The organism is Dongia soli, assembly GCF_034044715.1.
GTDB classification, from domain to species: domain Bacteria; phylum Pseudomonadota; class Alphaproteobacteria; order Dongiales; family Dongiaceae; genus Dongia_B; species Dongia_B soli.
Genome location: NZ_JAXCLW010000001.1, coordinates 1,158,332 through 1,184,712 on the forward strand (window position 1 = coordinate 1,158,332; position 26,381 = coordinate 1,184,712).

The 26,381-nt window shown below is 61.0% G+C and carries 24 protein-coding genes, 1 tRNA gene and 1 pseudogene; 12 read left to right on the forward strand and 14 right to left on the reverse strand.

Annotated features, from left to right (window positions below; genetic code table 11):
* Window positions 1–2 precede the first annotated feature (2 nt).
* Both trxA and SMD27_RS05250 read right to left on the reverse strand, forming a co-directional pair.
* A complete protein-coding gene (gene trxA, locus SMD27_RS05245; protein ID WP_320507264.1) occupies window positions 3–923 on the reverse strand; it encodes a thioredoxin in 921 nt (306 codons plus the stop codon).
* Between the two features lie 197 nt (window positions 924–1,120).
* Window positions 1,121–1,687 carry a prolyl-tRNA synthetase associated domain-containing protein gene (locus SMD27_RS05250; protein WP_320507265.1) on the reverse strand — a complete coding sequence of 189 codons (567 nt, stop codon included), beginning with the start codon at window positions 1,685–1,687 and terminating at the stop codon, window positions 1,121–1,123.
* 267 nt (window positions 1,688–1,954) lie between these two features.
* On the opposite strand from SMD27_RS05250, the gene SMD27_RS05255 reads away from it, so the two are divergent.
* The 3 genes from SMD27_RS05255 (at window position 1,955) to SMD27_RS05265 (ending at window position 5,878) form a co-directional block, all read left to right on the forward strand.
* Window positions 1,955–2,029, forward strand: a tRNA-Gly gene (locus SMD27_RS05255).
* Window positions 2,030–2,493: 464 nt separating this feature from the next.
* Entirely contained in the window at window positions 2,494–3,600 is a 1,107-nt protein-coding gene (locus SMD27_RS05260; protein ID WP_320507266.1) for a glycosyltransferase family 4 protein, read from the forward strand.
* Window positions 3,601–3,667: 67 nt separating this feature from the next.
* Complete coding sequence (locus SMD27_RS05265) at window positions 3,668–5,878, forward strand: amylo-alpha-1,6-glucosidase (RefSeq protein ID WP_320507267.1); 2,211 nt, start codon at window positions 3,668–3,670, stop codon at window positions 5,876–5,878.
* A 145-nt stretch (window positions 5,879–6,023) separates the two neighbouring features.
* On the opposite strand, the gene SMD27_RS05270 is transcribed toward SMD27_RS05265, so the two are convergent.
* Together SMD27_RS05270 and SMD27_RS05275 are read right to left on the reverse strand one after the other, a co-directional pair.
* A complete protein-coding gene (locus SMD27_RS05270; RefSeq protein WP_320507268.1) occupies window positions 6,024–6,998 on the reverse strand; it encodes a zinc-binding alcohol dehydrogenase family protein in 975 nt (324 codons plus the stop codon).
* Between the two features lie 51 nt (window positions 6,999–7,049).
* Window positions 7,050–7,904 (reverse strand): alpha/beta fold hydrolase, encoded by an 855-nt coding sequence (locus SMD27_RS05275; protein WP_320507269.1) that lies wholly within the window; start codon window positions 7,902–7,904, stop codon window positions 7,050–7,052.
* Between the two features lie 251 nt (window positions 7,905–8,155).
* On the opposite strand from SMD27_RS05275, the gene SMD27_RS05280 reads away from it, so the two are divergent.
* The 3 genes from SMD27_RS05280 (at window position 8,156) to SMD27_RS05290 (ending at window position 10,426) form a co-directional block, all read left to right on the forward strand.
* Entirely contained in the window at window positions 8,156–8,782 is a 627-nt protein-coding gene (locus tag SMD27_RS05280) for a CGNR zinc finger domain-containing protein (protein ID WP_320507270.1), read from the forward strand.
* Between the two features lie 185 nt (window positions 8,783–8,967).
* On the forward strand, window positions 8,968–9,174 hold the full coding sequence (locus SMD27_RS05285) for a hypothetical protein (RefSeq protein WP_320507271.1): 207 nt from the start codon (window positions 8,968–8,970) through the stop codon (window positions 9,172–9,174).
* 403 nt (window positions 9,175–9,577) lie between these two features.
* Complete coding sequence (locus tag SMD27_RS05290) at window positions 9,578–10,426, forward strand: oxidoreductase (RefSeq protein WP_320507272.1); 849 nt, start codon at window positions 9,578–9,580, stop codon at window positions 10,424–10,426.
* Window positions 10,427–10,789: 363 nt separating this feature from the next.
* On the opposite strand, the gene SMD27_RS05295 is transcribed toward SMD27_RS05290, so the two are convergent.
* Complete coding sequence (locus SMD27_RS05295) at window positions 10,790–12,040, reverse strand: DUF763 domain-containing protein (protein WP_320507273.1); 1,251 nt, start codon at window positions 12,038–12,040, stop codon at window positions 10,790–10,792.
* Window positions 12,041–12,203: 163 nt separating this feature from the next.
* Between SMD27_RS05295 and SMD27_RS05300 the strand changes: the two genes are divergently transcribed.
* Window positions 12,204–12,659: a low affinity iron permease family protein gene (locus tag SMD27_RS05300; RefSeq protein WP_320507274.1), complete on the forward strand. Its 456-nt coding sequence runs from the start codon at window positions 12,204–12,206 to the stop codon at window positions 12,657–12,659.
* A gap of 17 nt (window positions 12,660–12,676) precedes the next feature.
* Here the strand turns inward: SMD27_RS05300 and SMD27_RS05305 are convergent, their stop codons facing one another.
* The 5 genes from SMD27_RS05305 to SMD27_RS05325 form a co-directional block, all read right to left on the reverse strand.
* Window positions 12,677–13,300 (reverse strand): glutathione S-transferase family protein, encoded by a 624-nt coding sequence (locus tag SMD27_RS05305; RefSeq protein WP_320507275.1) that lies wholly within the window; start codon window positions 13,298–13,300, stop codon window positions 12,677–12,679.
* A 115-nt stretch (window positions 13,301–13,415) separates the two neighbouring features.
* Window positions 13,416–13,721 carry an antibiotic biosynthesis monooxygenase family protein gene (locus SMD27_RS05310; protein ID WP_320507276.1) on the reverse strand — a complete coding sequence of 102 codons (306 nt, stop codon included), beginning with the start codon at window positions 13,719–13,721 and terminating at the stop codon, window positions 13,416–13,418.
* Window positions 13,718–15,046, reverse strand: coding sequence for a CynX/NimT family MFS transporter (locus tag SMD27_RS05315; RefSeq protein WP_320507277.1), 1,329 nt, complete (start codon window positions 15,044–15,046; stop codon window positions 13,718–13,720). The genes SMD27_RS05310 and SMD27_RS05315 overlap by 4 nt, the downstream gene beginning before the upstream one ends.
* The gene (locus SMD27_RS05320; protein WP_320507278.1) at window positions 15,043–15,771 is read right to left on the reverse strand and encodes a FadR/GntR family transcriptional regulator; all 729 of its coding nucleotides are present in this window, start codon (window positions 15,769–15,771) and stop codon (window positions 15,043–15,045) included. Before SMD27_RS05320 ends, SMD27_RS05315 begins: the two co-directional genes overlap by 4 nt.
* 99 nt (window positions 15,772–15,870) lie before the next feature.
* Entirely contained in the window at window positions 15,871–16,116 is a 246-nt protein-coding gene (locus SMD27_RS05325; RefSeq protein ID WP_320507279.1) for a hypothetical protein, read from the reverse strand.
* 432 nt (window positions 16,117–16,548) lie between these two features.
* Between SMD27_RS05325 and SMD27_RS05330 the strand changes: the two genes are divergently transcribed.
* From SMD27_RS05330 to SMD27_RS05340, 3 genes are all read left to right on the forward strand, one after another.
* Window positions 16,549–17,733 (forward strand): DUF2336 domain-containing protein, encoded by a 1,185-nt coding sequence (locus SMD27_RS05330; RefSeq protein WP_320507280.1) that lies wholly within the window; start codon window positions 16,549–16,551, stop codon window positions 17,731–17,733.
* Entirely contained in the window at window positions 17,730–19,274 is a 1,545-nt protein-coding gene (locus SMD27_RS05335) for a PAS domain-containing sensor histidine kinase (protein ID WP_320507281.1), read from the forward strand. The genes SMD27_RS05330 and SMD27_RS05335 overlap by 4 nt, the downstream gene beginning before the upstream one ends.
* 169 nt (window positions 19,275–19,443) lie before the next feature.
* Window positions 19,444–20,616, forward strand: a complete 1,173-nt coding sequence (locus tag SMD27_RS05340; protein ID WP_320507282.1) for a DUF2336 domain-containing protein — start codon at window positions 19,444–19,446, stop codon at window positions 20,614–20,616.
* 15 nt (window positions 20,617–20,631) lie between these two features.
* On the opposite strand, the gene SMD27_RS05345 is transcribed toward SMD27_RS05340, so the two are convergent.
* Together SMD27_RS05345 and SMD27_RS05350 are read right to left on the reverse strand one after the other, a co-directional pair.
* Window positions 20,632–21,816, reverse strand: coding sequence for a vWA domain-containing protein (locus SMD27_RS05345; protein ID WP_320507283.1), 1,185 nt, complete (start codon window positions 21,814–21,816; stop codon window positions 20,632–20,634).
* Window positions 21,817–21,828: 12 nt separating this feature from the next.
* A pseudogene (locus tag SMD27_RS05350) lies at window positions 21,829–22,690 on the reverse strand (AAA family ATPase).
* Between the two features lie 293 nt (window positions 22,691–22,983).
* On the opposite strand from SMD27_RS05350, the gene hspQ reads away from it, so the two are divergent.
* Window positions 22,984–23,307: a heat shock protein HspQ gene (gene hspQ, locus SMD27_RS05355; protein WP_320507284.1), complete on the forward strand. Its 324-nt coding sequence runs from the start codon at window positions 22,984–22,986 to the stop codon at window positions 23,305–23,307.
* 327 nt (window positions 23,308–23,634) lie between these two features.
* Window positions 23,635–24,840, forward strand: coding sequence for a Na+/H+ antiporter NhaA (nhaA, locus tag SMD27_RS05360; protein ID WP_320507285.1), 1,206 nt, complete (start codon window positions 23,635–23,637; stop codon window positions 24,838–24,840).
* A 22-nt stretch (window positions 24,841–24,862) separates the two neighbouring features.
* Here nhaA and SMD27_RS05365 read toward each other — a convergent pair whose 3' ends face one another.
* Both SMD27_RS05365 and SMD27_RS05370 read right to left on the reverse strand, forming a co-directional pair.
* Entirely contained in the window at window positions 24,863–25,702 is an 840-nt protein-coding gene (locus SMD27_RS05365) for a trypsin-like serine peptidase (protein WP_320507286.1), read from the reverse strand.
* Window positions 25,703–25,748: 46 nt separating this feature from the next.
* The gene (locus SMD27_RS05370) at window positions 25,749–26,096 is read right to left on the reverse strand and encodes a hypothetical protein (RefSeq protein WP_320507287.1); all 348 of its coding nucleotides are present in this window, start codon (window positions 26,094–26,096) and stop codon (window positions 25,749–25,751) included.
* Window positions 26,097–26,381: the final 285 nt, after the last annotated feature.

The following is a 26,381-nucleotide window of genomic DNA, read 5'->3' on the forward strand; positions in this document are numbered from 1 at the left end:
GGTTATGAGAACAGAATCGAAGATAGGCGCCGGCGACCGCTCAAGGTCAGCGGATCGGTCGGGCCCATGGCCTCGAAGAACTTCACCAGTTGCAGCCGTGCCGCCTGATCGTTCCAAGCACGGTCGATGCGCACGATTTCCAGCAAGTGATCGATCGCTTCTTCCTTCTGGCCGGCGGCGAATTGCGCCTCCGCCAGTTCATAACGCGCCTGGAAATCCTTCGGATTGGCGGCGATGCGGGCTTGCAGCTCCGGCAACTTGCCGGCCGATTTTTGGCCCTGTTCCGCCAGTTCGAATTGCGCCTTGGCGCTGGCGACGGCGGGGTCTTTCAGGATCTCGGGTTCCAGTCCCTCAAGGAATTCCTTGGCCGCCGCCAGATCGTTCATGGCGAGCAAGCAACGCAGCAGTCCGGCAATCGCCTTGGCATTGCCAGGGTCGTGTTCGAGGACCTCGCTGAAAATCGCGCTCGCAGCGCCATGATCGCCGGCCGCCAGCGCGGCTTCGGCCTGTTCCACCGCTTCATCGACCGGCGAGGGGCCAAGCGCATCACCGCCGATCTTGGCCAGGCGAGCGACGAATTGCTTCAACTGGCTTTCCGGCTGCGCGCCGACAAAACCGTCCACCGGCCGGCCCTGGAAGAAGGCATAGACCGCCGGGATCGACTGCACGCGCATCTGCGCGGCCAGTTCCTGATTTTCATCGACATTGATCTTGACCAGGCGGACCGCGCCCTTGGCTTCCTGCACCGCCTTTTCGATCACCGGACCGAGCTGCTTGCAGGGACCGCACCAGGGGGCCCAGAAATCGACAATCACCGGCACCTGCATCGAGGCATCGATGACATCGGTCTTGAAGCGGGCAGTATCGCTGTCCTTGACTACATCGCCAGCGGCCGGCTTGCCGCTACCAATCAACTGGTCCATTCAATCAACTCCGGCAAAGATCCAACATGAAGGGGAGACAATCCCCGAATACAAATTCCGATAGGCCTATTAGATGGCGCGTAACCGCGGAACGATCAAGCGTTCACACCCGCGGTTCCGGGCCGCGTCGCCGGCATGGCATCTGCCGGTGTCGCAAATGTCATAAGCGCCCACTTGGAGCCGCGAGGGCTGCCCGGTCAGGCGAAGCGCATCAGTTGCGGTTTGTGTCCCTCCGCTTCCAGGAAGCGCAGCAGATCCGCGGGCGACAGCGCCGTGGTCTTGGTATTGACCAGCGGATGGCAATTGACCGGATCGCGGGTCAGCAGATCCTCATCCAGCACCACCCGCACTTTATTCTCCTTGTCGTTGATAATCGAGAACGGCGTCACCGCGCCCGGCAGGACGCCGAGATAGGTCATCAGCCGGTCGGCACTGCCAAAGCTGAGCTTGCCAGCGCCCAATTGTTCGCCCAGCGTCTTGAGATCGACGCGCTTGTCTTCCTCGACGACAACCAGCCACATCTCCTCCTTCTTGTTGCGAAGGAACAGGTTCTTGATATGGCCGCCGGGCAATTCGCCGCGCAGGTTCTTGGCCTCATCGACCGTGAAGACCGCGGCATGGTCCACCGTGCGGCTGACGATGCCAAGATCATTGAGCCGAGCGAGCAATTGCTCCGCCGAGGTCGGCAAAGCGGGCGCCTCTGTGCCATCGGCCTGCGGGTTCCGTGCGTCCTTCCCGGGTGCGGCGGCCTGGCTTTCGCTCATCGCACATCTCCTTGCTGATCACGCTGGCCGGACCACACGGCCCGGCGCAATTCTTCGCGGTCGTTATAATCATCCTTGCGCCCGACCGCAAACCGGCATGGCCGGTTTGCATTCTCCTCCGCCGGCACCGACTCGATTTTGCTAAGTCCCGGAAAATCGGCTGAAATTTGGTACTTGCAAATGATCAGGCGATGGGTAATATGCGCCGCGCTGACCGGGCAGCCAGCGAAACCCATCGGTTGCCATCCAGGTCGCGCCGCACGGAGCGCGGGCGTAGCTCAGGGGTAGAGCACAACCTTGCCAAGGTTGGGGTCGAGGGTTCGAATCCCTTCGCCCGCTCCAATTTCTACAAATTTCCCGACTATTTTTGACTTTGCCTTGGGCGCGGTTCGAGAGCAAGGGCCGGCGCCCCCCTGTCCGCATGGCCGAAAGCTTTCCGATGCCTGTTCGAACCCGTTTCGAATCGCCCGCTGGAGTCCGGATATCTTGAACCATATGGGCGCGCTTCCTAACTCGATATACGCGGGAGTCCCGCCTGTTCAACGTCATCGCATTGGAGGAGGAAGGGTCCCCACTGCCCCGCATTTCCAGTGGCGGCTTCGTCGCGACAGTCGCTGGCGAGGCAGATGCGGCGGCGGTGGCCTTGCCGGTAAGGTAACGGTCGCAGAGCTCCCGTAGTCGAGCCATGCCACGTCCGCGCTCCTAGCGGCAGGTCACTTTTGTGCGAGTGGGCTTTATTGGGGTGGCCCGACCTCTCCAATGCGCATTCATTGTCGATGCTTCGCTCAACCGAGGAGCTTTTGCCGATGAAAATTGCCCAGATCGCCCCACTCGCGGAAAGTTGCCCGCCCCGGCTCTACGGCGGCACTGAACGTATCGTTTCTTACCTGACCGAAGAACTCGTCCGGCAGGGTCATGATGTGACGTTGTTCGCGAGCGGCGATTCCAAAACACGTGCCGAACTGGTCGCTTGTTGCGAGACCGCCTTGCGGCTGAGTCCGCTGGTCCGCGATCCGGTACCCTATCACATGCGGATGCTTGAAGAAGTTCGGCGCCGTGCCGACGAATTCGACGTTCTGCATTTCCATATCGACTTCCTGCATTATCCCATGGCGGCGGCGTTTTCTGACAGGATGATAACGACGCTACACGGTCGCCTCGATCTGCCGGACCTCGCGCCCTTCTATTCCGCTTTGCCCGACTACCCGCTTGTCTCGATCTCCAATGCACAGCGCCGGCCCATGCCGAAGGTAAATTGGGCGGGCACCGTCTATCACGGCCTGCCGGAGGATCTGCTGCCCTTTACGGCAAGCCCAAAGGGCGATTACCTTGCCTTTCTTGGCCGCATCTCCCCGGAGAAACGCCCCGATCGCGCTATAGAGCTCGCCGTGCGCGCCGGGCTGAAACTGAAGATCGCCGCGAAGGTCGACCAGGCGGACCAGGCTTATTGGAATGAGCTGATCGGCCCAATGGTGGCGCGCCATCCGAATGTCGAATTCGTCGGCGAAATCAATGAACACCAGAAAGCCGACTTCCTTGGCAATGCCCGTGCGCTCCTGTTCCCGATCGACTGGCCCGAACCCTTCGGCCTGGTCATGATCGAGGCGATCGCCTGCGGGACGCCGGTCGTCGCCTTTCGCAACGGCTCGGTACCGGAGGTGATTGATGACGGCGTCACCGGCTTCATCGTGGATACGCTGGAAGAGGCCGTGGCCGCGGTCGGTAAGCTTGAGCGCCTCGACCGGCGTGAAGTTCGCGCTACATTTTCGAAACGCTTCACAGTGGAGCGCATGGCGCTCGATTATCTTAGCATCTATCGCAATCTGCCGGGTCTGCGGGAGACTGGCCGCCGCGAGACTGTGCGCACCACAGCATTGAAGGGCAAAGGCCCGGGCTTGCAGGTTGTGGCTTAGCCAACAGCTCGGTCCCACATCTGCTGTCGTAGCTGGATGCGTAGCACTAGACCATGAGGAGTAGAGCATGAGCCAGATGAGTGCCGATGCTGGCGCACAGCCGCCGACGCCGCCCTATCTGGGCACGCCCGTCGCCCAGTTCTTTATTCCCGCTTCCGCCTCCTCGCAGGAGCGGCGGCCGCGCACACTAAAGCACGCCGATACTTTCGCCGTCTTCGACCACAATGGCGACGCACTCTCCGGGCCGGGCAGCCCGGAAGGAATTTTCCATCGCGACACGCGCTATCTTTCCCACCTTTATTTGACGATCGAGGGGAAACGGCCGCTTCTTCTGTCATCCACGTTGCGCGATGATAATGCGACGCTGACCTGTGATCTTACGAATCCGGATCTGTTTGATGCCGATGGCAAGCTGGTGCTGGAACATGATGTTCTGCATCTGCGCCGTTCCCGCTTCTTATGGAATGGCGCATGCTATGAGCGGCTGGCGGTTCGCAACTATGACAACCGCCCGAGGCGCGTCAGGATCGAGATCGCTTTTGCCGCCGATTTCGCCGATCTTTTCGAGGTGCGCGGTACGCAGCGCGAGCGGCACGGCCGGATGTTGAATCCTGAGATTGGAACTGACCGTGTCACACTTGCCTATCTCGGGCTGGATAACCGCCGGCGCATGACGAATTTGCGCTTCGATCCCGTGCCGCAAGAGATCTCGACGGGACATGCGGCCTTCCTGCTCGATCTGGCGCCGCGGCAGGCCAAGACGGTGGCGATGGAGATCGCCTGTGACGCCGCCAGGGACGGGTCCTTGCGCCGTAATTTCGGCCGGGCGATCAGGGCCTCGTGCCGGTCGCTGCGTGCGTCGGCGTCGCGCGCCGCCACGGTCAGCACCTCGAACGACATCTTCAACGAAGCCGCACGCCGCTCGGTGTCCGATCTCTACATGCTGATCACCGACACGCCTGACGGGCCTTATCCTTATGCCGGCATTCCGTGGTTCAGCACTGTCTTCGGACGCGATGCGCTGATTACGGCGCTGGAAATGCTTTGGCTGGACCCGGCCGTCGCCTGCGGCGTGCTATCTCATCTGGCCGCCAACCAGGCGACCGATTTCGACGCGGCGGCCGATGCCGAGCCCGGGAAGATATTGCATGAAGTGCGTTATGGTGAGATGGCGGAACTGAAGGAGGTGCCGTTTCGCCGCTATTACGGCAGTATCGATGCGACGCCGCTCTTCATCATGCTTGCGGGCGCCTATCTGAAGCGCACGGGCGATACCGGGTTGCTGCGCCGCTTATGGCCGAATATTGAGGCGGCGCTGTCCTGGATGGAGCGGTATGGAGACCGCGACGGTGACGGCTTTCTTGAATATGGCCGCCGCACCGATGAGGGACTGATCAATCAGGGCTGGAAGGATAGCCACGATTCGATCTTCCATGCTGACGGCACGTTGGCGAAGGGGCCGATCGCCCTCGCGGAAGTCCAGGCTTATGCCTATGGCGCGTTACAGGCCGCCGCGGCCATCGCGCGCGCTGTTGGCGAGCCGGCGCGTGCCGAGGCGCTGGCAAGGCGGTCGGACGTGCTGCGCGGGGCGTTCGATGCAGCCTTTTTCGACGAAGAATTGGGCAGCTATGTGCTGGCCTTGGATGGCGAGAAACGGCCATGCCGGGTGCTTTCCTCGAATGCCGGCCATGCTTTGCTCACGGGGATCGCCTTGCCGAAGCGCGCCGCCGCAATCGCAAAAGCGCTCATGCAGCCTACCTCTTTTTCCGGCTGGGGCGTGCGGACCATCGCCACCACGGAAGCACGCTATAATCCGATGAGCTATCACAACGGCTCGGTCTGGCCGCATGACAATGCCTTGATCGCCGTTGGTCTTGCCCGTTACGGTTTCAAGCGCGAGGCGGCGCGCATCCTAGAGGGGCTGTTTGCTGCAGCGACCTATATCGATCTTCGCCGGCTGCCGGAACTCTTTTGCGGCTTCGCCCGCCAGAATACACGCGGGCCGACTTTCTATCCGGTCGCCTGCTCCCCCCAGGCCTGGGCGGCGGGAGCGCCTTTGTTCATCTTGCAATCCTGCCTCGGACTCGGCTTCGATCCGGAAAAGGATCACATCACCTTCGAGGAACCGGTCCTGCCCGACTTTCTCAGCCAGGTGACGATCCGCAATCTTGTCCTCAATGACGGCGCCACCGATGTCACCCTGCGCCGGTCGGGCGCACAGGTGGTGGTTGATGTCCTGAACCGGCGCGGACCCGTGCGGGTCGTGACCACGACCTGAGGAATGCCGCCACGCCAACTATCCAAGGCAAATGATTGCCCGCCGCATCCATGCTGATGGCATCGTCAAGAGGAAAGAAATTCTTGCAAAAAAAGCCTGCGGGAAGCAGCCCAGGCCTGCTTCCTGCCGGGGAACATTTCAGGGATCAGTCGTGGACCACGACCATCTTTCCGCGAGCCTCATTGGCTTCCATCACGCGGTGCGCCTCACGGACTTCGTCAAAGCGGAAGATCCGAACCGGCTTCACGTCGAGCTTGCCGGCTGCGGCATCCGCCGCAATCTGCTGCAAAGGGACATCGGAAAGCGGGAAGCCCGGCGTGCCGAAGACGAAGCTGCCGAAGAAGGTCAGATAGACCCCGCTCGCCATTTGCAGCAGCGGATTGAAGTCGGGGATCGGATCAAGGCCGCCCAGCCAGCCGGCGAGGCATGAGCGGCCGCCGCGCCGGAGCATGGTGAGCGAGTCGAGCACGACGGTATTGCCGACCAAATCGAGTACTGCATCGATCTGCTTCGCTTCGGCGATATGCTTCGAGAGGTCGGGCCGTTCGATCTCGCAACGCTCGGCACCGAGTTTTTCCAGCATGGCGAAACGATCCCTGTTGCGGGTTGTCGCAATCACCCGCGCGCCGGCATTGACGGCCATCTTGAGCGCGGCCTGACCGAAGGAGGAGGTCGCGCCCCGAATGACCAGCAACTGCCCGCCTTTGAGCTCCAGATTGCGGAACAGGCAGGTCCAGGCGGTCGCATAGGTTTCAGGGATCGCGGCGAGCTCGGCCCAGGGCAGGTCCGCTTCGATCAAGGCGACATTGGAGACAGGAGCGCGGGTATATTCGGCATAGCTGCCATTGATGGTGCGGCCGAGGCCGCCCATCAGGGCCGCGACCTTGGCGCCTACCGGAAACTCACCGCCCGGGCACGACTCGACGATGCCGACGCATTCGATGCCGCTGACCTCGGCCGCTTCGGCCCATTCGCCGCGTCGCATATGCATTTCGGCATGGTTGATGCCGAACGCCTTGATGCGGATGACGACATGGCCCGCCTTAGGCTCCGGCTTCGGAATGTCTTTGTAGATAAGGCTGTCCAACCCACCGAATTTTTCGAGAACGATAGCGCGCATAATATCCTCCGGATAGCGGATGTTGGAGAATGAGACTTGTCGATCGCAAGCTCAGTGCGTCAGGAAATCCCCGATCGCCGCGGCGATTTCTTCGGCGTGAGTCTCAAGTGCGAAATGCCCTGTGTCGAAGAAGCGAATGACGGCATTCGGTATGTCGCGTTTGAATGCCTCGGCGCCCGGCGGCAGGAAGAACGGATCGTTCTTGCCCCAAACCGCGAGAAATCGCGGCTGGTGCGTGCGGAAATACTTTTGAAAGCCCGGGTAGAGGGCGACGTTGCTCTTGTAATCGCCGAACAGATCGAGCTGTACCTGGTCGGCACCGGGACGGGCCAGATAGAAGTTGTCGAGCGACTGGCCGTCCGGTGAGACGGCGCTTTGATCGGCGACGCCGTGGGTATATTGCCAGCGTGTCGTTTCCGGCGTCAGCAAGGCGCGCAAGGCGTCGCGGTTCGCCTGGGCAGGATCCTGCCAGTAAGCGCGGATGGGGTCCCAGCCATTGCTGAGGCCTTCCTCATAGGCGTTGCCGTTTTGAGAAATGATCGCCGTGACACGCTCAGGATGCTGCATCGCAAGCCGGAAACCAGTCGGCGCGCCGTAATCGAAAACATAGACAGCGAAGCGGTCAAAACCGATCACCTCGGTGAAGCGGTCGATCACTTTCGCAAGATTGTCGAAGGTGTAGGCGAACTTGTCGCGCGCCGGCATATCGGACTGGCCGAAACCCGGCAGGTCGGGAGCAACGATATGGAAGCGATCCGCCAATAGCGGGATCAGATCGCGGAACATGTGACCGGCGCTGGGGAAGCCGTGAAGCAGTAAGAGCTTCGGTGCGCCGACAGTCCCGGCTTCGCGATAGAAAAGCTTGAAACCCTCGACATTGGCGGTCCGGTAACGGGTTGTCGTCATGATGCGTCTCCTTGTGTAGTAACCTGCTAAAACTTATTTAAACGGTTATCTCGCCCTCTACGTAACCCGTCAAATGCTTTTTTCAAGGTTACAAAAAAATTTACACGGACCCGATATATTTGAAGAAAAATTGGCAAATGCGAGGGATGCAAAGGGGAGGGGCCTGGAACTTTTCCTTCTCTAATGTAACTTGATTAATGCGTTTTTGAAGGTTATATATCCTAAAGAGGACTTATTCTCTCGAGGATCAGATGGTTGATCATCATTCCCCAGCCATGTTTGTTGCCGACGCGCTCGGCCTCGATTTTCTGAATTCCATCGCCACGCCGGTGGATAAGGTTGTTGACTGGATCGATGACGGAGAAGGATTACTGCGCTGGCTGGAGCAGGCGCATCTCGTCCCCAGGGAGGCGCTGGAAACGCTCAGAGCACAAGCCCTGCCCGGGGAACTCGATAAAGTGGCCGATCAGGCCCGCAATCTGCGCGAATGGTTTAGAAGCTTCGTCACGGCTCATAAAGGCCATCCGTTGGCGGTAAAGCATCTCCACGAACTGGAGCCGCTAAACCGGCTATTGGAGCGCGAGGAGACTTTCCGCCAGATCGTGCCGGCGCAACAAGACGGCGCGGCAAAGCTTGAGCTCCTGACGATGCGCCGGTGGCGAACGCCGGAATCCTTATTGCTGCCGATTGGCGAAGCTCTGGCGCAATTGGTCTGCACGACGGATTTCCCGGATGTGAAGGCCTGCGAGGGGCCCGCCTGCACCTTGCTGTTTGTCGATCGCACCCGGGGCCGGGCGCGCCGGTGGTGCAGCATGGCGATCTGTGGCAATCGCGCCAAGCAGGCCGCACATCGCAACCGGCTGAAGGCGCATCACTAGGACGTTGCGCCAAGGCGGTCTGCCGATGACTAATATCGTGAAGCAGATGTTCTCTTTGCAAACTTCCGGCCAGGAAGCCGTCGCTATAATTAATCGGCGTTCCGGCGGCGAGGCCGGCGGCCGAATGGCCGCAGGAACAGTTGCCACCGGGTTCCTCCGTTCAATATCCATGATGGAGAGAACAGATGAGACTGAAATCGATCGTGCCGGTAGTCCTCTGCGCACTCTTGGCCGCCGGCGGCTGCACCCACAAATCCTCGACGGATAAACAAGGCCAGAACGGCGGAACTACCGGTGGAACGACCGGCGGAACGACCGGAACCCCCGGTGGTGCCGGCGGCATGTCGGGTGGTGGCATGTCGGGCGGCGGCATGGGTGGCGGCGGTTATTAGCCAGTTCCGTCGAAGCAAAGAGACCACATATTGACGCAGCGCGCGTCGCTCAGGCTCCAGCCGGCCGGCACCAAGCCTGCTCGGCATGAGCCGGGAGGCGATTGCGCGTCTTTGAATATGCCCAACGGCGCCGGCGGCTACCGCTGCGATTCGAGCGTGGTGGGCCGGCGCGCGCTGTCATTCGCCGGTCGGTTGACCGCATCACGATCATTGTTCCGCGGCCCGCTGATGACACTGCGTCCGACAGCGAATTATCATAGCGCTTCTTCAAAAATCGGTCATGAGGGCCGCGCAGTCTTCATAAGTGAAGGCGGATCGCTGATACTCCTCGATATATCGGCTATGTCTTAGCCTCACCCTGCCGTCTCCGTATCTCCCAGCAACAGGTTGCGAAAGAACGTCCATGACGACACAAAGCTCTCCCGTTTGGTTCATCACCGGATGCTCCACGGGCTTCGGTCACGAACTTGCACAACTCGTCATCGCCCGCGGTTGGCGCGCCGTTGTCACCGCCCGCGACAAGAGCCGGCTTGCAACGCTGGTCAAGGGTCATGCCGATGCGACGCTGGCGTTGGATCTTGATGTGACGAAACCCGATCAAGTGCAAGCGGCGGCCAAGGCCGCGCAGGCACGTTTCGGTCGCGTCGATGTCCTGGTGAACAATGCCGGTTATGGCTATCAGGCGACAGTCGAAGAAGGCGAGGAGGCGGAAATTCGCGCGCAATTCGATGCCAATGTCTTCGGCCTCTTCGCGTTGACGCGCGCCATCCTGCCCTTCATGCGTCAGCAGCGCGGTGGGCATGTGATCAACATTACCTCCGTCGCCGGCATCGTCGGCTTTCCCGGTTCAGGTTATTATGCCGCCAGCAAACATGCGGTCGAAGGCTGGTCCGATGCCCTGGCGGCGGAGGGTGCGCCGCTCGGGATCAAGGTGACCTGTGTCGAGCCGGGGCCGTTCCGCACCGACTGGGCCGGACGATCCTTGAAACAGACGCCGAACCGGATTGCCGATTATGCCGAAACCGCCGGTGCGCGTCTGAAAAACACGACCGCCGGCAGCGGCAAGCAGCCGGGCGATCCCGTTCGCGCGGGCGAGGCGATGATCAAGGTCACGCAAAGCGAAAATCCGCCGCGCCATCTGGTGCTCGGCGCCTTCGGCATCGATGCGGTAACGAAGAAGCTGCGCAGTAGCCTGACGGAGATCGAGCAATGGCGCGAGCTGAGCCTGGCCACGGATTATCCGGAGAATTGAGCCATATCACCCATCTTCGCATGAGGTGCCGGCAGCGTTGCAGCGGCCAGGAACACTTGGCCGCGCTCCAGGTTCTCCATGCTTGGAACCGGCAATTCATGAGGCAGAAGAGGGAGGATCCAGATGAAATGCAGGGCACTCGCGCTGGCGCTTGTCGGCGCGCTTTTGGTCTCCGCCGGCTGCGCCGACCACTCTCACAACAGGAAAGGAATGCCTCTGCCGGATCATACGAATGATAAGGACCGGAAGGCGCCCCCGCTGCCGGATAATACGGCGGGCCAAAAAGGAACGCCGCTGCCGGTTTATACAAAATGAAGGGACGAGCGATGCCGCGCTAAATGCGGTGCTGCTTAACGGTGATCCTCACTGCGACTTGGCTTTCGCCGCCGGCGGTGGCTCCCAGCCGAAGACGCTGCGGCCGCCATACTCCGCGGAGCGATGACGTTCTTCACCGATGAATGCCGATAGCGAGGGGCCGGTTGCACTGCGTTCCAGGCGCCGGGCCTGGGCGTCCAACCGCCGGATCGCGTCGAGTCTTTCATCATTGCCCAGCTTGGCGGCGGTGATGGCGGATTTCAGCACATCGATGGTCTTGTCATAGACCAAGCTTGGCACCGGATAGGGGTGCCGGTCCTTGCCGCCATGGGCGAGAGAGAAGCGAGCCGGATCGGCGAAGCGGCAAGGCGTGCCGTGAATCACCTCCGATACCATGGCCAAAGAATGAATCGTCCGAGCGCCGACGCCAGGCACCATCAGCAGGTCGGCGAAATCCGCCGGACCGGCTTCGGCGGCAGCGGCCAGCGCGCCGTGCAGCCGCCGCAGCATGACATCCTTCGGGCGGACATCATGGTGTGCCGGCATGACGAGATGCGGTAACAAGGGCTGGGCCGGAGATGCGGGCGCCTTGCCTCTTAAGGCGGATATCTCATTCAATAGCCGGTCCGGACCCAGATCGTGGAGCAGCGTCAGCTGGCCGCGGCGTGAAGCTTCGGCGCGGTGATCGGTGAGGTTGACGATCTCACCCTGGTTGCGGCCATCGATCGCCGCGTGTGGCGCGTCGACGAAGCTCTTGAGTTCCTCCGACAGCCAGTGATAGCGGCGGGCCAGACGGCTGCCGCCATTCATGCCCTGCTGCACCACCACCCATTTGCCGTCATCGGCGACGATGAAGCCATGCAGATAAAGATCGAACCCGTCCTGCACGGCGGCACTGTCGACTTTAGCGATCAGGCGGCTCGCTTTGGCAAGCGCACCGCCATCGAGGCCGACGCGGTCACCAACCGCCATCAGTTCCTGCGGCGTCTGACGTGAATGACTGCCCCGCCCGCCGCAGACGTGAAGGCCGAGCTCATGGGAGAGCGGCGTCAAACCACGCTTCAAGGCGCCGATGACACTGGTGGTGATACCGGAGGAATGCCAATCCATCCCCATGACGGCACCGAAGGATTGGAACCAGAAGGGATGCGACAGCCGGCGCAGGAATTCGTCGCGCCCATAATGATGGATGATCGCCTCGGTGATTATGGCGCCCAGCTTGGTCATGCGCTGGCCGAGCCAAGCTGGGACCCGGCCATTATGCAGCGGTAAATCGGCACTACCGGCGCGTCGGCTCACGAATACTCCTGGGAATTGCTCGGAACAGAATGCGAACAACTATTACCACGCGCCGCCGTAACGCTACAAGCGGAGCAAGGCCGACGTTCACGAAACCGTGCTTGGTCGGAGGGCAACGAAACGGCCTGTTGGTCGGTTTTTTTTGCGACTTCGGGAGGTTGTCATGGCTGCATCTCAGACCGTTTCTAGGTTGTTCACAAAATTCGCCAATGCCATAGCCCGATTGACCGGCCGCCCGGTGACTTTTGCGCTTTGTTGCTTCGTCATCATCGGCTGGGCGGTCAGCGGTCCGGTCTTCGGCTTTTCGGATACGTGGCAGCTGGTCATCAATACCGGGACGACCATCGTCACCTTCCTGATGGTCTTCCTGATTCAGAATACTCAGAACCGCGATGGCGCGGCGATCCAGGCCAAGCTCGACGAATTAATTCGCGCTTTGGAGGGCGCACGCAATCATTTCGTCGGCATCGAGCACCTGACCGAGGAAGAGCTCGAAGAGATCCGCGATCTCTGCGAAAAGGACGCGGCAGAGCAAGATGAGAATCCGCAATGGCGCGAGAAAAGAGGCAAACCAAGCTTGCACAAGCTCAATCGCGCGCTCGATCGCCTCGGTCGCTGATTGCTATGAAGTGATCGCTATGAAGCTGTCGACATCAGGCTGTAAGGATGTTGCCAGCCGGGTAGCGCGGCAATGCGACCGGCCCAGGCATTGATATTGGGGAAGGCTGCCCGATCGATGCCGGTTTCATCGGTGTAGTAGACGTAACCGGCAAGCGATAAATCGGCGATTGTCGGGATCTCGCCGACGAGAAAGGGCCGCGATGCCAGATGTTTCTCGACGACAGTCCAGGCGCCTAGCGCGCGCCCGCGCAGAAATTCCGTGACCGGCGTCTCGCCGCATTTCTGCAGGCCGAACAAAAAGCGCAGAGTCGCGTAATAGCTGGTGAATTTGTGATTGTCGAACAGCATCCAGCGGAGGATTTCTAGTTTTTCATCCTCATTGCGGCCGGCGAATTTGCCGGTGATGCCGGCGAGATATGTGAGGATGACGCCGCTCTGGCTAAGGCGCCTCTCTCCATGATCCAGGACGGGAATTTCGCCCATTTCGTTGAATTCATCGCGAAAGGCCGCTTCCCGTGTGGCGCCGTTGAAATAATCGATCCCAACCGGTTCCCAATCGCAGCCGCATAACTGCAGCATCAAGGCGGCTTTATAGCAATTGCCGGATTCCTTCATGCAATGCAGCCGGTATTCAGCCATGCTTTCCTCCCCTGTGACTTTGTCCAGCGCAGCATAGCAATGGGATGTTGGGAAATGACAGCGTCGATCCTGCACGGCGCGGCTGCAAATTTGCAGCGGATGGCCGGCAAGCGGCCTAGCCGGCGGTGGCGATGACGGGTGCGCTATAGTGATCGACCATCGGCATCGGCTCGTAAAAGTGATGCAAGAGGGCGCGCCATTGCTGATAGCGATCCGATCCGCGGAAATCCTCCGTATGGTTTTCCAGCTTCTGCCACCAGACCAGCAGTAGATAGCGGTGGCCGGCCTCGAGGCACGGGCGGACCTCCAGCTTAATGAAGCCCGGCGTTGCCTGGATCAGCGGCAAGGCCTCGCGCATGGCGGCCTTGAAGGCATCACCCTGGCCGGCTTTCACCTCCAGGATTGCATGTTCCAGGATCATGATTTCTTCTTCTCCGCCGGCGAGACGGGGCTGCTGGGAACCGGCATGCTGACGACACCAACCAATCGGTCCCGTCCCGCACCCAGGCCGAAGATGGCTACGCCGATCGACAGCAGCACGAACATGATGCCGACTGCCGACCAATCGCCGGTCCAGCTATGCAGCGGGCCGACCAGCAGCGGGCCGATCGCGGCCAGGACATAACCGACGCTCTGCACCATGCCGGAAAGATGGGCCGCGACATGCGCATCGGGCGCGCGCAAGACGATGATGGTGAGGGCGATTGAGATCAGGCTGCCTTGCCCGATACCAAGCAGCACGGCCCAGGGCCAGATCCAGCTGAGCGGTGTGAAGAGCAGACCCATCAGGCCGACAAGCGTAATGCCAATGCCAAGCAGATTGCATAATCGTTGATCGCGCCCCAGGGTGGCCAGGCTTGGCGCCACCAGTGAGGCGGCCACCTGGCAGAGGATCGAGACGGAGACCGCAAGCCCGGCGGTCACCGGATTGAGGCCACGTTCGCGCAGGATCGGCACCAGCCAGCCGAAGACACTATAGGCCAATGCGGATTGCAGCCCCATGAAGAGGGTGATCTGCCAAGCCAGGCGATCGCGCCACAAGCCACGCACGGTGAAGGCGGTGCGGCCACGGCCATGCCGCAGACCCAAAGCTTGCGGTGTCCAGATGAAAATCGTCACCACCAAAGGCACGGCCCAGACGGCCAAAGCGGCAGGCCATGAATTGCCGAGCTGCGCTTTCAAGGGCAGTGTGGCGCCGGCCGCCGAGGCGGCGCCGGCACAAAGCGCCATGGTGTAAAGGCCGGTCATCAAGGCGGCGCGATGGGGGAAATCACGTTTCACCAGACCGGGCAGCAGCACATTGACGATGCCGATCGCCGCCCCGGCGAGCAGCGCGCCGGTCACCAAGGCAGGGACGCTGCCGAAGCCGCGCAGCATTGTGCCCAAAGCCAAGACCACCAGCAGATAGAGTATGGCGCGTTCCGTGCCATAACGCCGGGCCAGATGCGGGGCCAAGGGCGCGAACAAACCAAGGCAGAGAACCGGCAGCGTGGTCAGCAGGCTCATATCCGTGGCGGTCAGGCCGCGGTCCTGCATGATTTCCGGCAGGACGGGCGACAGGCTGGTCAACGCCGGCCGTAAATTGAAGGCGATCAAGACCAGGCTGGCGGCGAGCAGGAATGCCGATCCCTTGGCCGGTCTTGGCGCCGGTGCCGGCGGTGGAACGATGTCGCTCTCGGCATCGATCAGTTCGTCGGCGAGCTGCGCCTGATGCGGCGGCTGGGTCATGTCTGGATTCCGTTTCATGTTTGATCGAAGGCCGCACCGCCCGCAGGGGTGGCCAGCAGATTTTCCAATGCTGTCAGAATAGGTGCGATGATGTTGCGGGCCGCTGCCTCCGCGGCCAGCGGGTTGCGCGCCGCAATCGCCGTGACGATCGCCCGATGGGCGGCATCGTCGGGTTCGGGCAAATGGGCATTGCCGACGGTTGCCGGCATGTGCCGGCGAATGGTGTCGGAAAACAAGCGATAAAGTTCGAGCAAGGCCGGGTTATGCGCCGCGACAATGACGGCTTCATGGAACGCATAATCGCGCGCCACGAACGCATCGACTGAGGCGGTGTTGTCGTCCGATAGCCGGTCGTTACGCGCAGCCAATAACTGCTGGAGCCGGATGAGGTCCGATGCGGTATGGCGTTGCGCCGCTAAACCAGCCGCCTGAACTTCCAGCATGCACCGGACCTCGAAATGATGATGCAGATCGGCATGATTGAGGCGCCGCAGCAGCTCTGACTGGTCCTGCTGGTTTCGCACATAGGTTCCATCACCTTGGCGCACCTCCAGCAAACCAGCAGCGCTCAGAACACGCACGGCCTCCCGCAAGGTACCGCGGCTAACCTGCAGCATGTCCGACAGTTTTGCCTCGGGCGGGATGCGATCGCCGATCGCCCAGCGTCCGGACGCGATCTCAGCCCTCAGTGAGGCGGTTGCATGATCAACCAGGGAGGAACGAGTGGCGGCCGAAAGAGCCATGCTTGGTCCGTTGTCTCGGTCTTGATGGCAAGAGGTTAGACATCCAATCATCAGATGTCTATAGACTGAAGTCCTACCCCTATATACGAAGGACAGAGCTCAGAGATCGTCCGGCCGTTGCGCGGACCGCTCGAGCCAGAGGAAGGCGATCAGCGCAATCAGGAGGGCGATGGTCGCGCCAATTCCCAATTGCCGCTTAATCTCCGGTACCAGATCGATCCCCAGAATGGCTTCGAGAAAATCGAGGACAATGAAGGCGAGCAGGCCGAAAATCCCGGCATAGAGGCAGATCGCCAAGGCCCAGAGGAGGATTTTTTCCAGCAATTGCAATAGTGACTGGACCATGGAGTGACAGGGGCGGCCTCGTAATGAAGAACGTCGCGGGCTGTGGTTAAATCCGACGGTCCAACTCCGCCACCTTATCATGAGCCCGCTTTCCTTCGTAAGGTTGCTGTAGCGTGACCGCCATCACCATCTTTTCTGAATGGCTGGTCCGGCCTAGGCGTCCTTTCAAAAATTCCCGCTACGCGGTAGAATATAGTTAACGTCTTGCTGCCTCGGTTTGTGTATAAAATCCCTATATTTCAATATTTTGCCGAAAATACCTCTTGTTTTGCCTTTAATATTCAGCTTAACTACCATGATTATGTATAGTTGATGATAGAGTTGCGATAGCATGTACTCGTTTGGCTTCGGAACGTGATGGCATCGCCTTTACAGGGACGGAGTAGGGTCCCCTAAGGTTGCGAGAATGCCAGCCGCTGGGGGGCGGCATTGATGGCGGCAGACAGCACCGACGTCCAGGAATTGCTGGCGTTGGCCCGAGAAAAATCAGAACAGGCGCGAAGTCATCTCTTCGAGGTGATGGGCGATTTGTTCATGGATCAGGCGCGGATCTTGACCGTCCAGGAACGCGCGCTGATGGTCGATATTCTCGAGAAGCTGATCACCGAAGTCTCGCGGGATATCCGGGTTCGTCTGTCGCAACGACTTGCGGCAGCACCCAACATCCCGCGCGAACTGGCCCTGCTGCTGGCGCATGATGAGATCGATGTGGCGGCGCCGATCCTGATGCAGTGCAAGGCGTTGCATCAGGTCGATCTGATGGAGGTCATTCATCAGCGATCGCGTCAGCATATGCTGGCTATCGCTATGCGGCGCGATCTCTCGCAGCAGGTTTCGGATGCGCTGGTGGATAGCGGCGATATCGATGTCATCCGCGCCTTGCTGGAAAATCCCGATGCGCAGATCTCCGAAGCAACTTTGGCCTATATCGTCGAGCAATCGCGGTCGATCGACGATTTCCAGGGGCCGTTGGTGCGCCGCAGCGACCTGCCGCGGGAGCTGGCGGTCAAGATGTGCTACTGGGTATCGGCCGCCTTGCGCCTGTTCATTCTCGACCGTTTTCAGATCAACGCGAATGAACTGGACGATCTGATCGAGCCGGCCTTGCATGACGAGGTCAAGGCGGTAGAGGAGGTCAATGTCGAGGGCAGCGATGCGGCTGAACGGCTGGTGCAGGAATTGCGACGTGCCGAAAAGCTGACGCCGCGTCTCATGATCCAGACGCTCCGGCGGGGCGAGGTGCAGCTCTTCGAAGCCATGCTGGCGGAACTGGCGCAGCTTCGCCTGCCGCTGGTGCGCCGCCTGCTCTATGAGGATGGCGGCGAAGGCCTTGCGGTCATGATCCGCGCCATCGAGCTGGCGCGCGAAGAATTTGCGACGATCTTCCTGCTCAGCCGGAAGACCCGGCCGGGCACGGCAATAACCGATCCCGCCAATCTTGGTACTGCTTTGGCGTTTTTTGATAAAATCACCCCCGACAATGCAAAACAGGTGATCAACAGATGGCAGCGCGACCCCAACTACCTGTACGCGGTCAAGCAGGTCGAACAGGCGGCCCGGTCGATGAGTTCGACAACGATCAATCCCAGCTCGGCGCCCAACCCGCCGCAGGAATGAGCAGGCCGACGGCGATCGTCACTGACTGGCATCCCGTCCGGGATGCCCAGCCATCGCCCGAGCAGCTGCGCGACATTTTCCATAAAGAGCTGCTGGATTTCGGTCCTGCACTCTATTTGGCGGATCGCGATGGCGTGGTGCGCTGGTGCAATGTCGCCTTCCGCCGCATCGTCGAACTGCCGGTCGATGGCGGCCAGCTCATGGAAATGATGCGCTTCCGCGACATCGCGGAAGAGATCGACCAGAATCGCAGCACGGTCTATCGCGAACAGCGCGTAAAGACCGGCGGCGCAGTGCATTTCCTGCGGTCGCGTCATGTCCCGCTCTTCGACACGATCGGCGAGTTGACCGGCTTCGGCGGCCTGCTCAATCTGTTTGCGGAAAATACAGTCGGCATGGATGACAGCAGCGTCATCGCCGATCGCTACGCCGATTTCCTGCGGCTCACGGCGGACTGGGTTTGGGAGACCGATGCGCAGCTGAATTTCGTCATGGTGTCGCAACGCGTCATGAATGCCATCGGTCGCGCACCGCAGGAATTGATCGGCACCAATCTGCTGGCGCTGAGCTCCAACCCCGAACTCGCCAATGACGTAAAGCGGCGCTTCGACCGCCTGTCGCCGTTCCGCGAACAGGCCTTCGATATGCATGACAGCGAAGGCCGGGGGAAGACTTTCCTGTTGAGCGCGGTCCCGGTCTTCGACCGGCGTGACGGCGCTCTGCAAGGTTTCCGGGGCGCGGCCACCGATGTGACGGAGCTGAACCGTCGTGAGAACGGCCTGCGCGCGGCGAAGGAGGCGGCGGATGTCGCTAATATGGCGAAGACACAGTTCCTCGCCAATATGAGCCATGAATTGCGCACGCCGCTCAATGCCATCATCGGCTTCTCCGACGTGATGCGCATGGAAATGATCGGGCCGGTGGGTAATCCGCAATACCGCGCTTATATCAGCGACATTCACGGCAGCGCCTTGCATCTGCTCGGCATCATCAATGACGTCCTCGATGTGTCACGCATCGAGGCCGGCAAGGTGCAGCTGATGGAAAGCGTGGTCAATCTCGAGGAGGTCTTCGATTCCGTCCTGCGCCTGGTGCGCGAACGCCAGACGGAAGCGGGGCTGACAATGGATATCGCTCTGCCGTCCCGGCCGCCGCGCCTCAATGCGGACAAGCGCAAGCTGAAGCAGATCCTGATCAACCTGATCGGCAATGCCATCAAGTTCACGCCGGAAGGCGGCAATATCAAGCTTTCGGCGCGACTGCTCGATCAGGGCGGGCTGGAAATTGTCGTATCCGATAACGGCATCGGCATAGCGAGCGAGGATATCGAGCGCGTCCTGCAGCCTTTCGTGCAGGCGGATTCGGCTTTGCACCGGAAGTTCGACGGCGCCGGCCTCGGCCTGCCGCTGTCACGCGGATTGGCACGGCTGCATGGGGGTGATCTGGTCCTCGATAGCACGCCGGGCAGGGGCACCCGAGCCATCGTCATCCTGCCCCCTGAGCGGGTAATGGATGGTCCGCAGCTGACCCAGGTGAAATAGGACGGCACGAGATCGCTTGAACAAAGCTTCGGTAGCAGGATTGCAGAACCGTTACGCCGAGCCTATCGGTCACCTTCCTCGGATGACGAAGATGAGGCGGCGGCTTAGGCACACCGCCGCGGCAATCCAGTTGTGCTAGGCGACCGGGCGCGGGCATAGTGGACCGATCATGGGGGAAAGCGCGACATTCAATCTCCTGCATTTGGCTGATATTGCCCGCGATCGCACGGCGCAGGGCCGCGCCCGCCTGTTCGCCCTCCTCGCCGCGTTATTGTGCGAGCGGTGGACCGGGCTCACGGCGCGCGAACGCGACATGCTGGCTGAGTTGCTGATCGTCTTGGTGCCGCGTGCCGATCCCGCCGACCGGGAGCGTCTTGGTCGGCATCTGGCAACGCGCCCGGCAATCCCAACGATCCTGCAGCCCCTCGTCATGCCCCCGCCGGCTGCCGGCAAAAAGGGGCCGACGATTACGATAACGTCGCCAATCGGGGCCACGGTGCGAACCTGGCCGGCTCGCCCCTCACGGGCCCGGCCGCGCCTCACGGTGACTCCGCTCAGGATCAGCTTGCGGCCCGATCGGCAGCGGAATGCTTCGCCCCAGGTCGAACCGGCCGCGCAGACCGACATGCGGTTGACGCCATCATTGATTTTACCCGCGGCGCCGCAACCGGGGACACCGGCCGCATCCTCGCTGTGCGCCGCGCCACCAGCCCCCGGCGGCGCGCGGATTGAGCCGGCGGCTCCGACCGGCACTTCGCCGGCCGACTCTTCGCCGACCGACTCTTCGCCCACCGAAACCACGCTAATCGCCCCCTCCTCGCCGGCCCCAGCATCACCCATAGAGCTGCCGGCGCGATCGCAGCCCAGCAGCAAAATTTCCAATCGAGGTCAGACGACGGTCATGACGTCGTCCATGCGAGCGGAGCCGGGCTCGCCGCTGGACGAGATGTTGGCGGCGCCGCGCCCCAATCCGCACCGGGTCACCGTCGAGCTGCTGAGCGACGTATTGGCCCAGGACGATCTGCCGCGTTTCGAGGTGATGCTGGCGCATCTCTGCAAATTACGCGCGCCGCTTCTGCGCCGGCTGCTGCGGGATGGCGGCAGCGAAAGCTTTGCCATTCTTGGGCGTGCCGCCGGCCTGAATGCCAGTCAGTTCGAAACGCAATGGCAGGACTGGCGCCGGCAGATGAGCGAACTCGACCGTCTTATCGGCTTGCCGGACCGCCGCGATGCCAGGCGCATCGGTGCTTTCTTCGCCGCCCTCACCGATAAGCAGGTTGACCGTTTGATTCAGCGCTGGCGCAGCGACGGGGCCCGTTTGTTCAGCGAGCCCGGTGGTTAAGTGGGCGCTGGCGGTTCAATTGCGATGACGTAACGCCCGCAAGGCATCGTCGATGCCGTCAAGCGTCAGCGGAAACATGCGGCTGCCCATCAACTGATCGATCAGCTTCAGGGATTGTGTGAAGCCCCAGAGCTGCTGATCGCGCGGATTGATCCAGGCGGAACGCGGATAATGCCGCAGCAACCGCTCCAGCCAGATCTGGCCGGACTCTTCGTTCCAATGCTCAACGCTGCCACCCGGCACGGTGATTTCGTAAGGTGACATGGTGGCATCGCCCACCAGGATCAGCGACCAGTCGGGACCATAGGTCCGCATGACCTCCAGGGTCGGCGTTGCCGCATCGAAGCGGCGCCGATTGCTGCGCCACAGCCGCTCGTAAGGGCAGTTGTGGAAATAGAAAGTCTCGAGATGCTTGAACTCGGATTTCGCGGCGCTGAAAAGCTGGGCGGTTTCCTCGACATGATCGTCCATCGAGCCGCCGATATCGAGCAGCAGCAACACCTTCACCTTGTTGCGCCGCTCGGGCCGCAATTTAAGATCGAGCGATCCGCCATTGCGGGCAGTCGCGCCGATCGTGCCGCCGAGATCCAGCTCCGTCGCTTCGCCTTCCCGGCCCCAGCGGCGCAGCCGGCGCAGGGCCAGCTTGATCGACCGCGTGCCGAGTTCAACATCGCCGTCGAGATCGCGGAATTCCCGCTTGTCCCAGACCTTGACGGCGCTGCGATGGCGCGACCCATCCTGGCCGATACGGATGCCTTCCGGATTATAGCCATAGGCGCCGAAAGGAGAGGTGCCGGCGGTACCGATCCACTTGTTACCGCCCTGATGCCGTTTCTGCTGTTCGGCAAGGCGCTGACGCAAAGTCTCCATCAGCTTATCCCAGCCGCCGAGCGATTGTACGGCGGCCATTTCCTCGGGCGTGAGATAGCGTTCGGCCAGTTTGCGCAGCCATTCTTCTGGAATATCGGCGAGGATCTCACCACCGATCGCCTCCAGCCCTTTGAAATAGACAGCGAAGACACGGTCGAACCGATCGATTCGTCTTTCGTCCTTCACCAGGGTCGCACGGGCGAGAAAGTAAAAATCTTCCACGCTGAGCGAAACGACGCCGCTTTTCAGGGCGCCGATCAGCGTCAGATATTCGGTCAACGAGACCGGCACGTCTTCATTGCGCAAGGCGGTGATGAAGCCGGCGAACATGAGCCGTGATCCTTATTGCCCGCGCCGCGCCATGAAGGCGACACGTTCGAAGAGATGCAGATCCTGCTCGTTCTTCAACAGGGCGCCATAGAGTGGCGGCACCACAACCTTCGGGTCTTTCGATTTCAGCGTTTCCGGCGGGATGTCTTCGACCATCAACAGCTTCAGCCAGTCGAGCAACTCGGAGGTCGCCGGCTTTTTCTTCAAGCCGGGCACGTCGCGGATTTCATAAAACAGCGTCAGAGCCTCGCGCACCAGATTGGCTTTGATATCCGGATAATGCGCCGCGACGATGCGTTCCATGATGTCCCGGTCGGGAAAGCGGATGTAATGGAAGAAGCACCGCCGCAGAAAGGCGTCGGGGAGTTCCTTCTCATTATTCGACGTGATGATCACAACCGGCCGGTGCTTCGCAGTCACGGTCTCCTTCGTCTCAGACGAAGAATTTCATACGATCGAGTTCCTGCAGCAGATCATTGGGGAATTCGATATCCGCCTTGTCGATCTCGTCGATCAGCAACACGACCTGCTTTTCGCTCGCGAAAGCTTCCCACAGTTTACCGCGAATGATGTAGTTGCGGATGTCATGCACCTTGGCTTCGCCAAGCTGGCCATCGCGCAGGCGCGCCACCGCGTCATATTCATAGAGGCCCTGCGCGGCCTTGGTGGTGGATTTGATATGCCATTGGATGAGGTCCAGGCCGAGGGCGCTGGCCACTTCCGCCGCGAGGACGGTCTTGCCGGTGCCCGGCTCGCCCTTCACCAGCAAGGGCCGGCCCAAAGCCACGCTGGCATTGACGGCCACCTCCAGATCACGGGTCGCAATATAGCTGTCGGTACCGGCAAAGCCGCCGGGTTTCGTGGAATTGGTCATCTGCGTCCTGGTTCCGTTCGCCCTTGTTGCGTTTGTGACGGCGTGAGCTGCGGCGCAACCTACCATCATGGCGCATGCCGGCAAAGGCAGCGAATTGCAGCCTCGTCACTGCCCGAACCGGCGGATGCCCGTTCTAAACAGTTCAGACTGGGACAAGTCGCAAACTTGACTTTGCCGGCGTGCTAGCCATATCGACTGCGACTACCCCAACCTGCTCATGCCCGGCTGTCAGACTCTCAATTGCGGCCGGATGAGCGCCATCCGGGGCTCCGCCAGGAAAGTTGGTAAACGAAATGCGGCTTGCGAAATACAAGATCGGCGATGTGGTCCGCCACCGGGTTTATCCGTTCCGCGGTGTGATCTTCGATGTCGATCCGACCTTCAACAATACCGAGGAGTGGTGGCATTCGATCCCCGCCGAGGTCCGCCCGAGCAAGGATCAACCTTTCTACCACCTGCTGGCGGAAAACGATAAAACCACCTATGTCGCCTATGTCTCGGAGCAAAATCTGCTACCGGACGAGACCGACAAACCCTGCCGGCACCCAATGGTTGCCAAGATGTTCGAGGGACCGGTGGACGGCACCTATCGCCTGAAAGCGGTCCGTCCGCACTAGCCGAAGCGTCCCTTTAAAGCGATCCCCGACCCCTGTTCGTTTCTCGACGGCTGCTTCTGCCGACGCCGGGAAGTGGCTTGACTTTGGAACAAAAAAAGAACATAAGAAGAGAACATTCCGAGAACTCAACAGAGGAAAAGCAAATCATGATCCGGATTGCTCGACACATCCTGGAAGGCGCTGCGTTCGGCACGTTGATGGCGGTTATCCTGGCCGGGCAGAATCTGCTGCAATAGGTTCTTGTTTTGTGCCGGGCGGCTACGCTTTCGCCCGCCGAGATATCCCCCTATATCTGTTCCCCAAACTGATTAGCGGTGAGGGGAGCAGGTGCGTTTTTCGGTCGTTCAGAAATTCTTGCAGCTCGAATCCGCCAGCAGCATCATCTTGCTGGCGGCGGCGATCATGGCGCTGCTGATTTCCAATTCGCCTTTGGCGCCGCTCTATGAGGCGCTGCTCAATCTGCCTGCCGGCGTTACGCTGGGGGCTTACGGCCTGACCAAGCCGCTGATCCTCTGGATCAATGACGGTTTGATGGCGATCTTCTTTTTTCTCATCGGCCTGGAGGTCAAGCGCGAGATCCTGGAGGGCGAGCTATCCAGCGTGGCGCAGATCGCCTTGCCGGGTTTCGCCGCTGTGGGAGGCATGGCGGTGCCGGCTCTCATCTACTGCGCGCTCAATTGGCAACACCCGGGTAATTTGCCCGGCTGGGCGACCCCCACCGCAACCGATATCGCGTTTGCAATCGGCATTCTGGGGCTCGCCGGATCGCGGGTACCGCTCAACCTGAAGGTCTTTCTGCTGGCCCTGGCGATACTCGACGATCTCGGTGCCATCATCATCATCGCCTTCTTCTACACCGCCAAACTGTCGCTGCTGTGGCTGGCCCTTGCCGGGCTCGGTCTGGCGGCGCTGATCGTCCTCAACCGTTGCAACGTCTCCCGCTTGGCAGCCTATGTGCTGATCGGGATCTTCATGTGGGTTTGCGTGCTGAAATCCGGCGTGCATCCTACCCTGGCCGGCGTGGCCTTGGCCTTCACCATCCCGATTCGCGACCGCAAGCGGCCCGACCGTTCCCTCCTGCGACGCTGTGAACATGCGCTGCATCCCTGGGTCAGCTTCGCCATCATGCCGATTTTTGCTTTCGCCAATGCTGGCGTCAGCTTGCAGGGTATGGGATTGAACATCGCAGCCGAGCCGGTCGGCATCGGCATCGCCCTTGGCCTCTTCCTCGGCAAGCAGATCGGCGTCATGCTGATGGTGGCTTTGTGCGTGGGGCTCGGCTTCGCCCGCCTGCCCCAGGGAGCGTCCTGGTCACAAATGTATGGCGTGGCGGTCCTGACCGGTATCGGCTTCACCATGAGCCTGTTCATCGGCACGTTGGCCTTCGATGATAATTTGCGCGCGGCCGATGTCCGGCTCGGCGTGCTTGCCGGCTCGATCCTCTCGGGAGTCATGGGCTATGTGGTGCTCCGCTATCTGGCGCGGCCGCTGCCGCTGACGGCCGGGGCGACGCCCGGGACCTCCGGTCGCTGACGCCGCGATCTATACAGAAAGCCTATCTTGAGATCTGGCTGAGCGCTGCATGAAAGGCGCTCAGCGGAACAGCGGTGCTGAATTCGCGGCCTTCCCCGGTGGTGATGATGGCATTCTGGATTCCGACGATCTCCGTCTTGCCGCCCGCGGCATGCAGCAGCGGCGCGCCGGAGGCGCCGAAAGTTTCATCGCAATCATGCAGCCAAAGCTTGGCATCCGCCGGGCCCGGCGTCAGTTGCGCGATCACGTCGCAATCCTGGTCTGCGGTCAAGACCTCGCGGAAGTCGCCGCTATAGCCGGCGACGGCGACATGGGCCTGCCCATTGCCCAAGGTCAGGTCCTGCGCGGCGATCGGGATCGGCTTCAGGTCGAGCTTCCGATCCAGCTCGATCAACGCCCAGTCGCGGGTGATATCGCCGAGATCGCCATTGCTCCGGGGAATGAAGCCAGGCGACAGGACGAAACGCTTGGCGATGCCATGGCCGGCGAATTTGCCGCGATCATAGCCGGCGACGAAATGCACATCGCTGGGGATTGCCCAGCGGCGATCATTGAAGTTGTAGAGACAATGGGCGGCGGTCAGGACCCAATTCGCGGCAATCAGGGCGCCGGTACAATGGCCCCCGATGACCCGGTTGATCCGCCCCAGCGACGACCAAGGCCATTGGCTGGAATCGACGCGCCGGCGACGGTCCTTCGCCGAAACGCCCATCTTGTGCAGGGGTGGTGCCGCCTGGGTCGGTGTCGCCACCGGCCCCGGATCCGCCGTCCCTTTTGCCTGCTGCGCCAAGACCGCGGCGGGTGTCAGGACGAGCGGCAGCGCAAGAAAGATGACAAGGCCCCGCCGTTGCGCGCCCAACATGGCATTGAGTGCCGCAAACGACCGGAAAAAGCGCTGGAGGATCAAGTCAACCGCGGATGCCATACAGCAGCATAGCGGTTAACGCGGCGATGCTGAATGCTGTAATGAAAATTCCGAAAATCACAGCCCGCGTAAGGGGCTTCGATGGACGCAACGCCGCTTCCAGCGCCAGGCGGGTGGGATTGCGTTTCTCGCGTCCGGCCAGCAGAACCAAATAAAGACGGCCGACGGCAGGCAGGGTTACCGACAAGCGGTAGTCGATCGGATGCACGCTTGGCCCGGTCTTGATGGCCGTGGCACGAATCGCGGCCTCCTGGACGCTGGTGAAACTGGCGCGAATATCCGATGGCAATTGACGCAGGAAAGCGTCGCCACGCATTTCTTTGGTCAGCATTGCATCCCCATTTGCCCGCAAATCGCCGCCTATACCCCCACGGATCGACTGTTGGCGGGCGGTTTGCTGCCTTCACCTTACCCGGGAAATCTTAACAAGATTTATAACGCGTTTTTAGAAACAGCGTTTTGCCGGTTTGGCCGAGGGCAACGCCCTCTCTCTTTCCGATTCCGAGTCACAATCCGATGACAGCGCTTCCAAAATGCAGGCGTCACTGGCCAGACCCTACCCGCTCGGCTACAGTCCGACACAGTGGTGCGACGGTCACTGGGGCGCGCAGGCGCC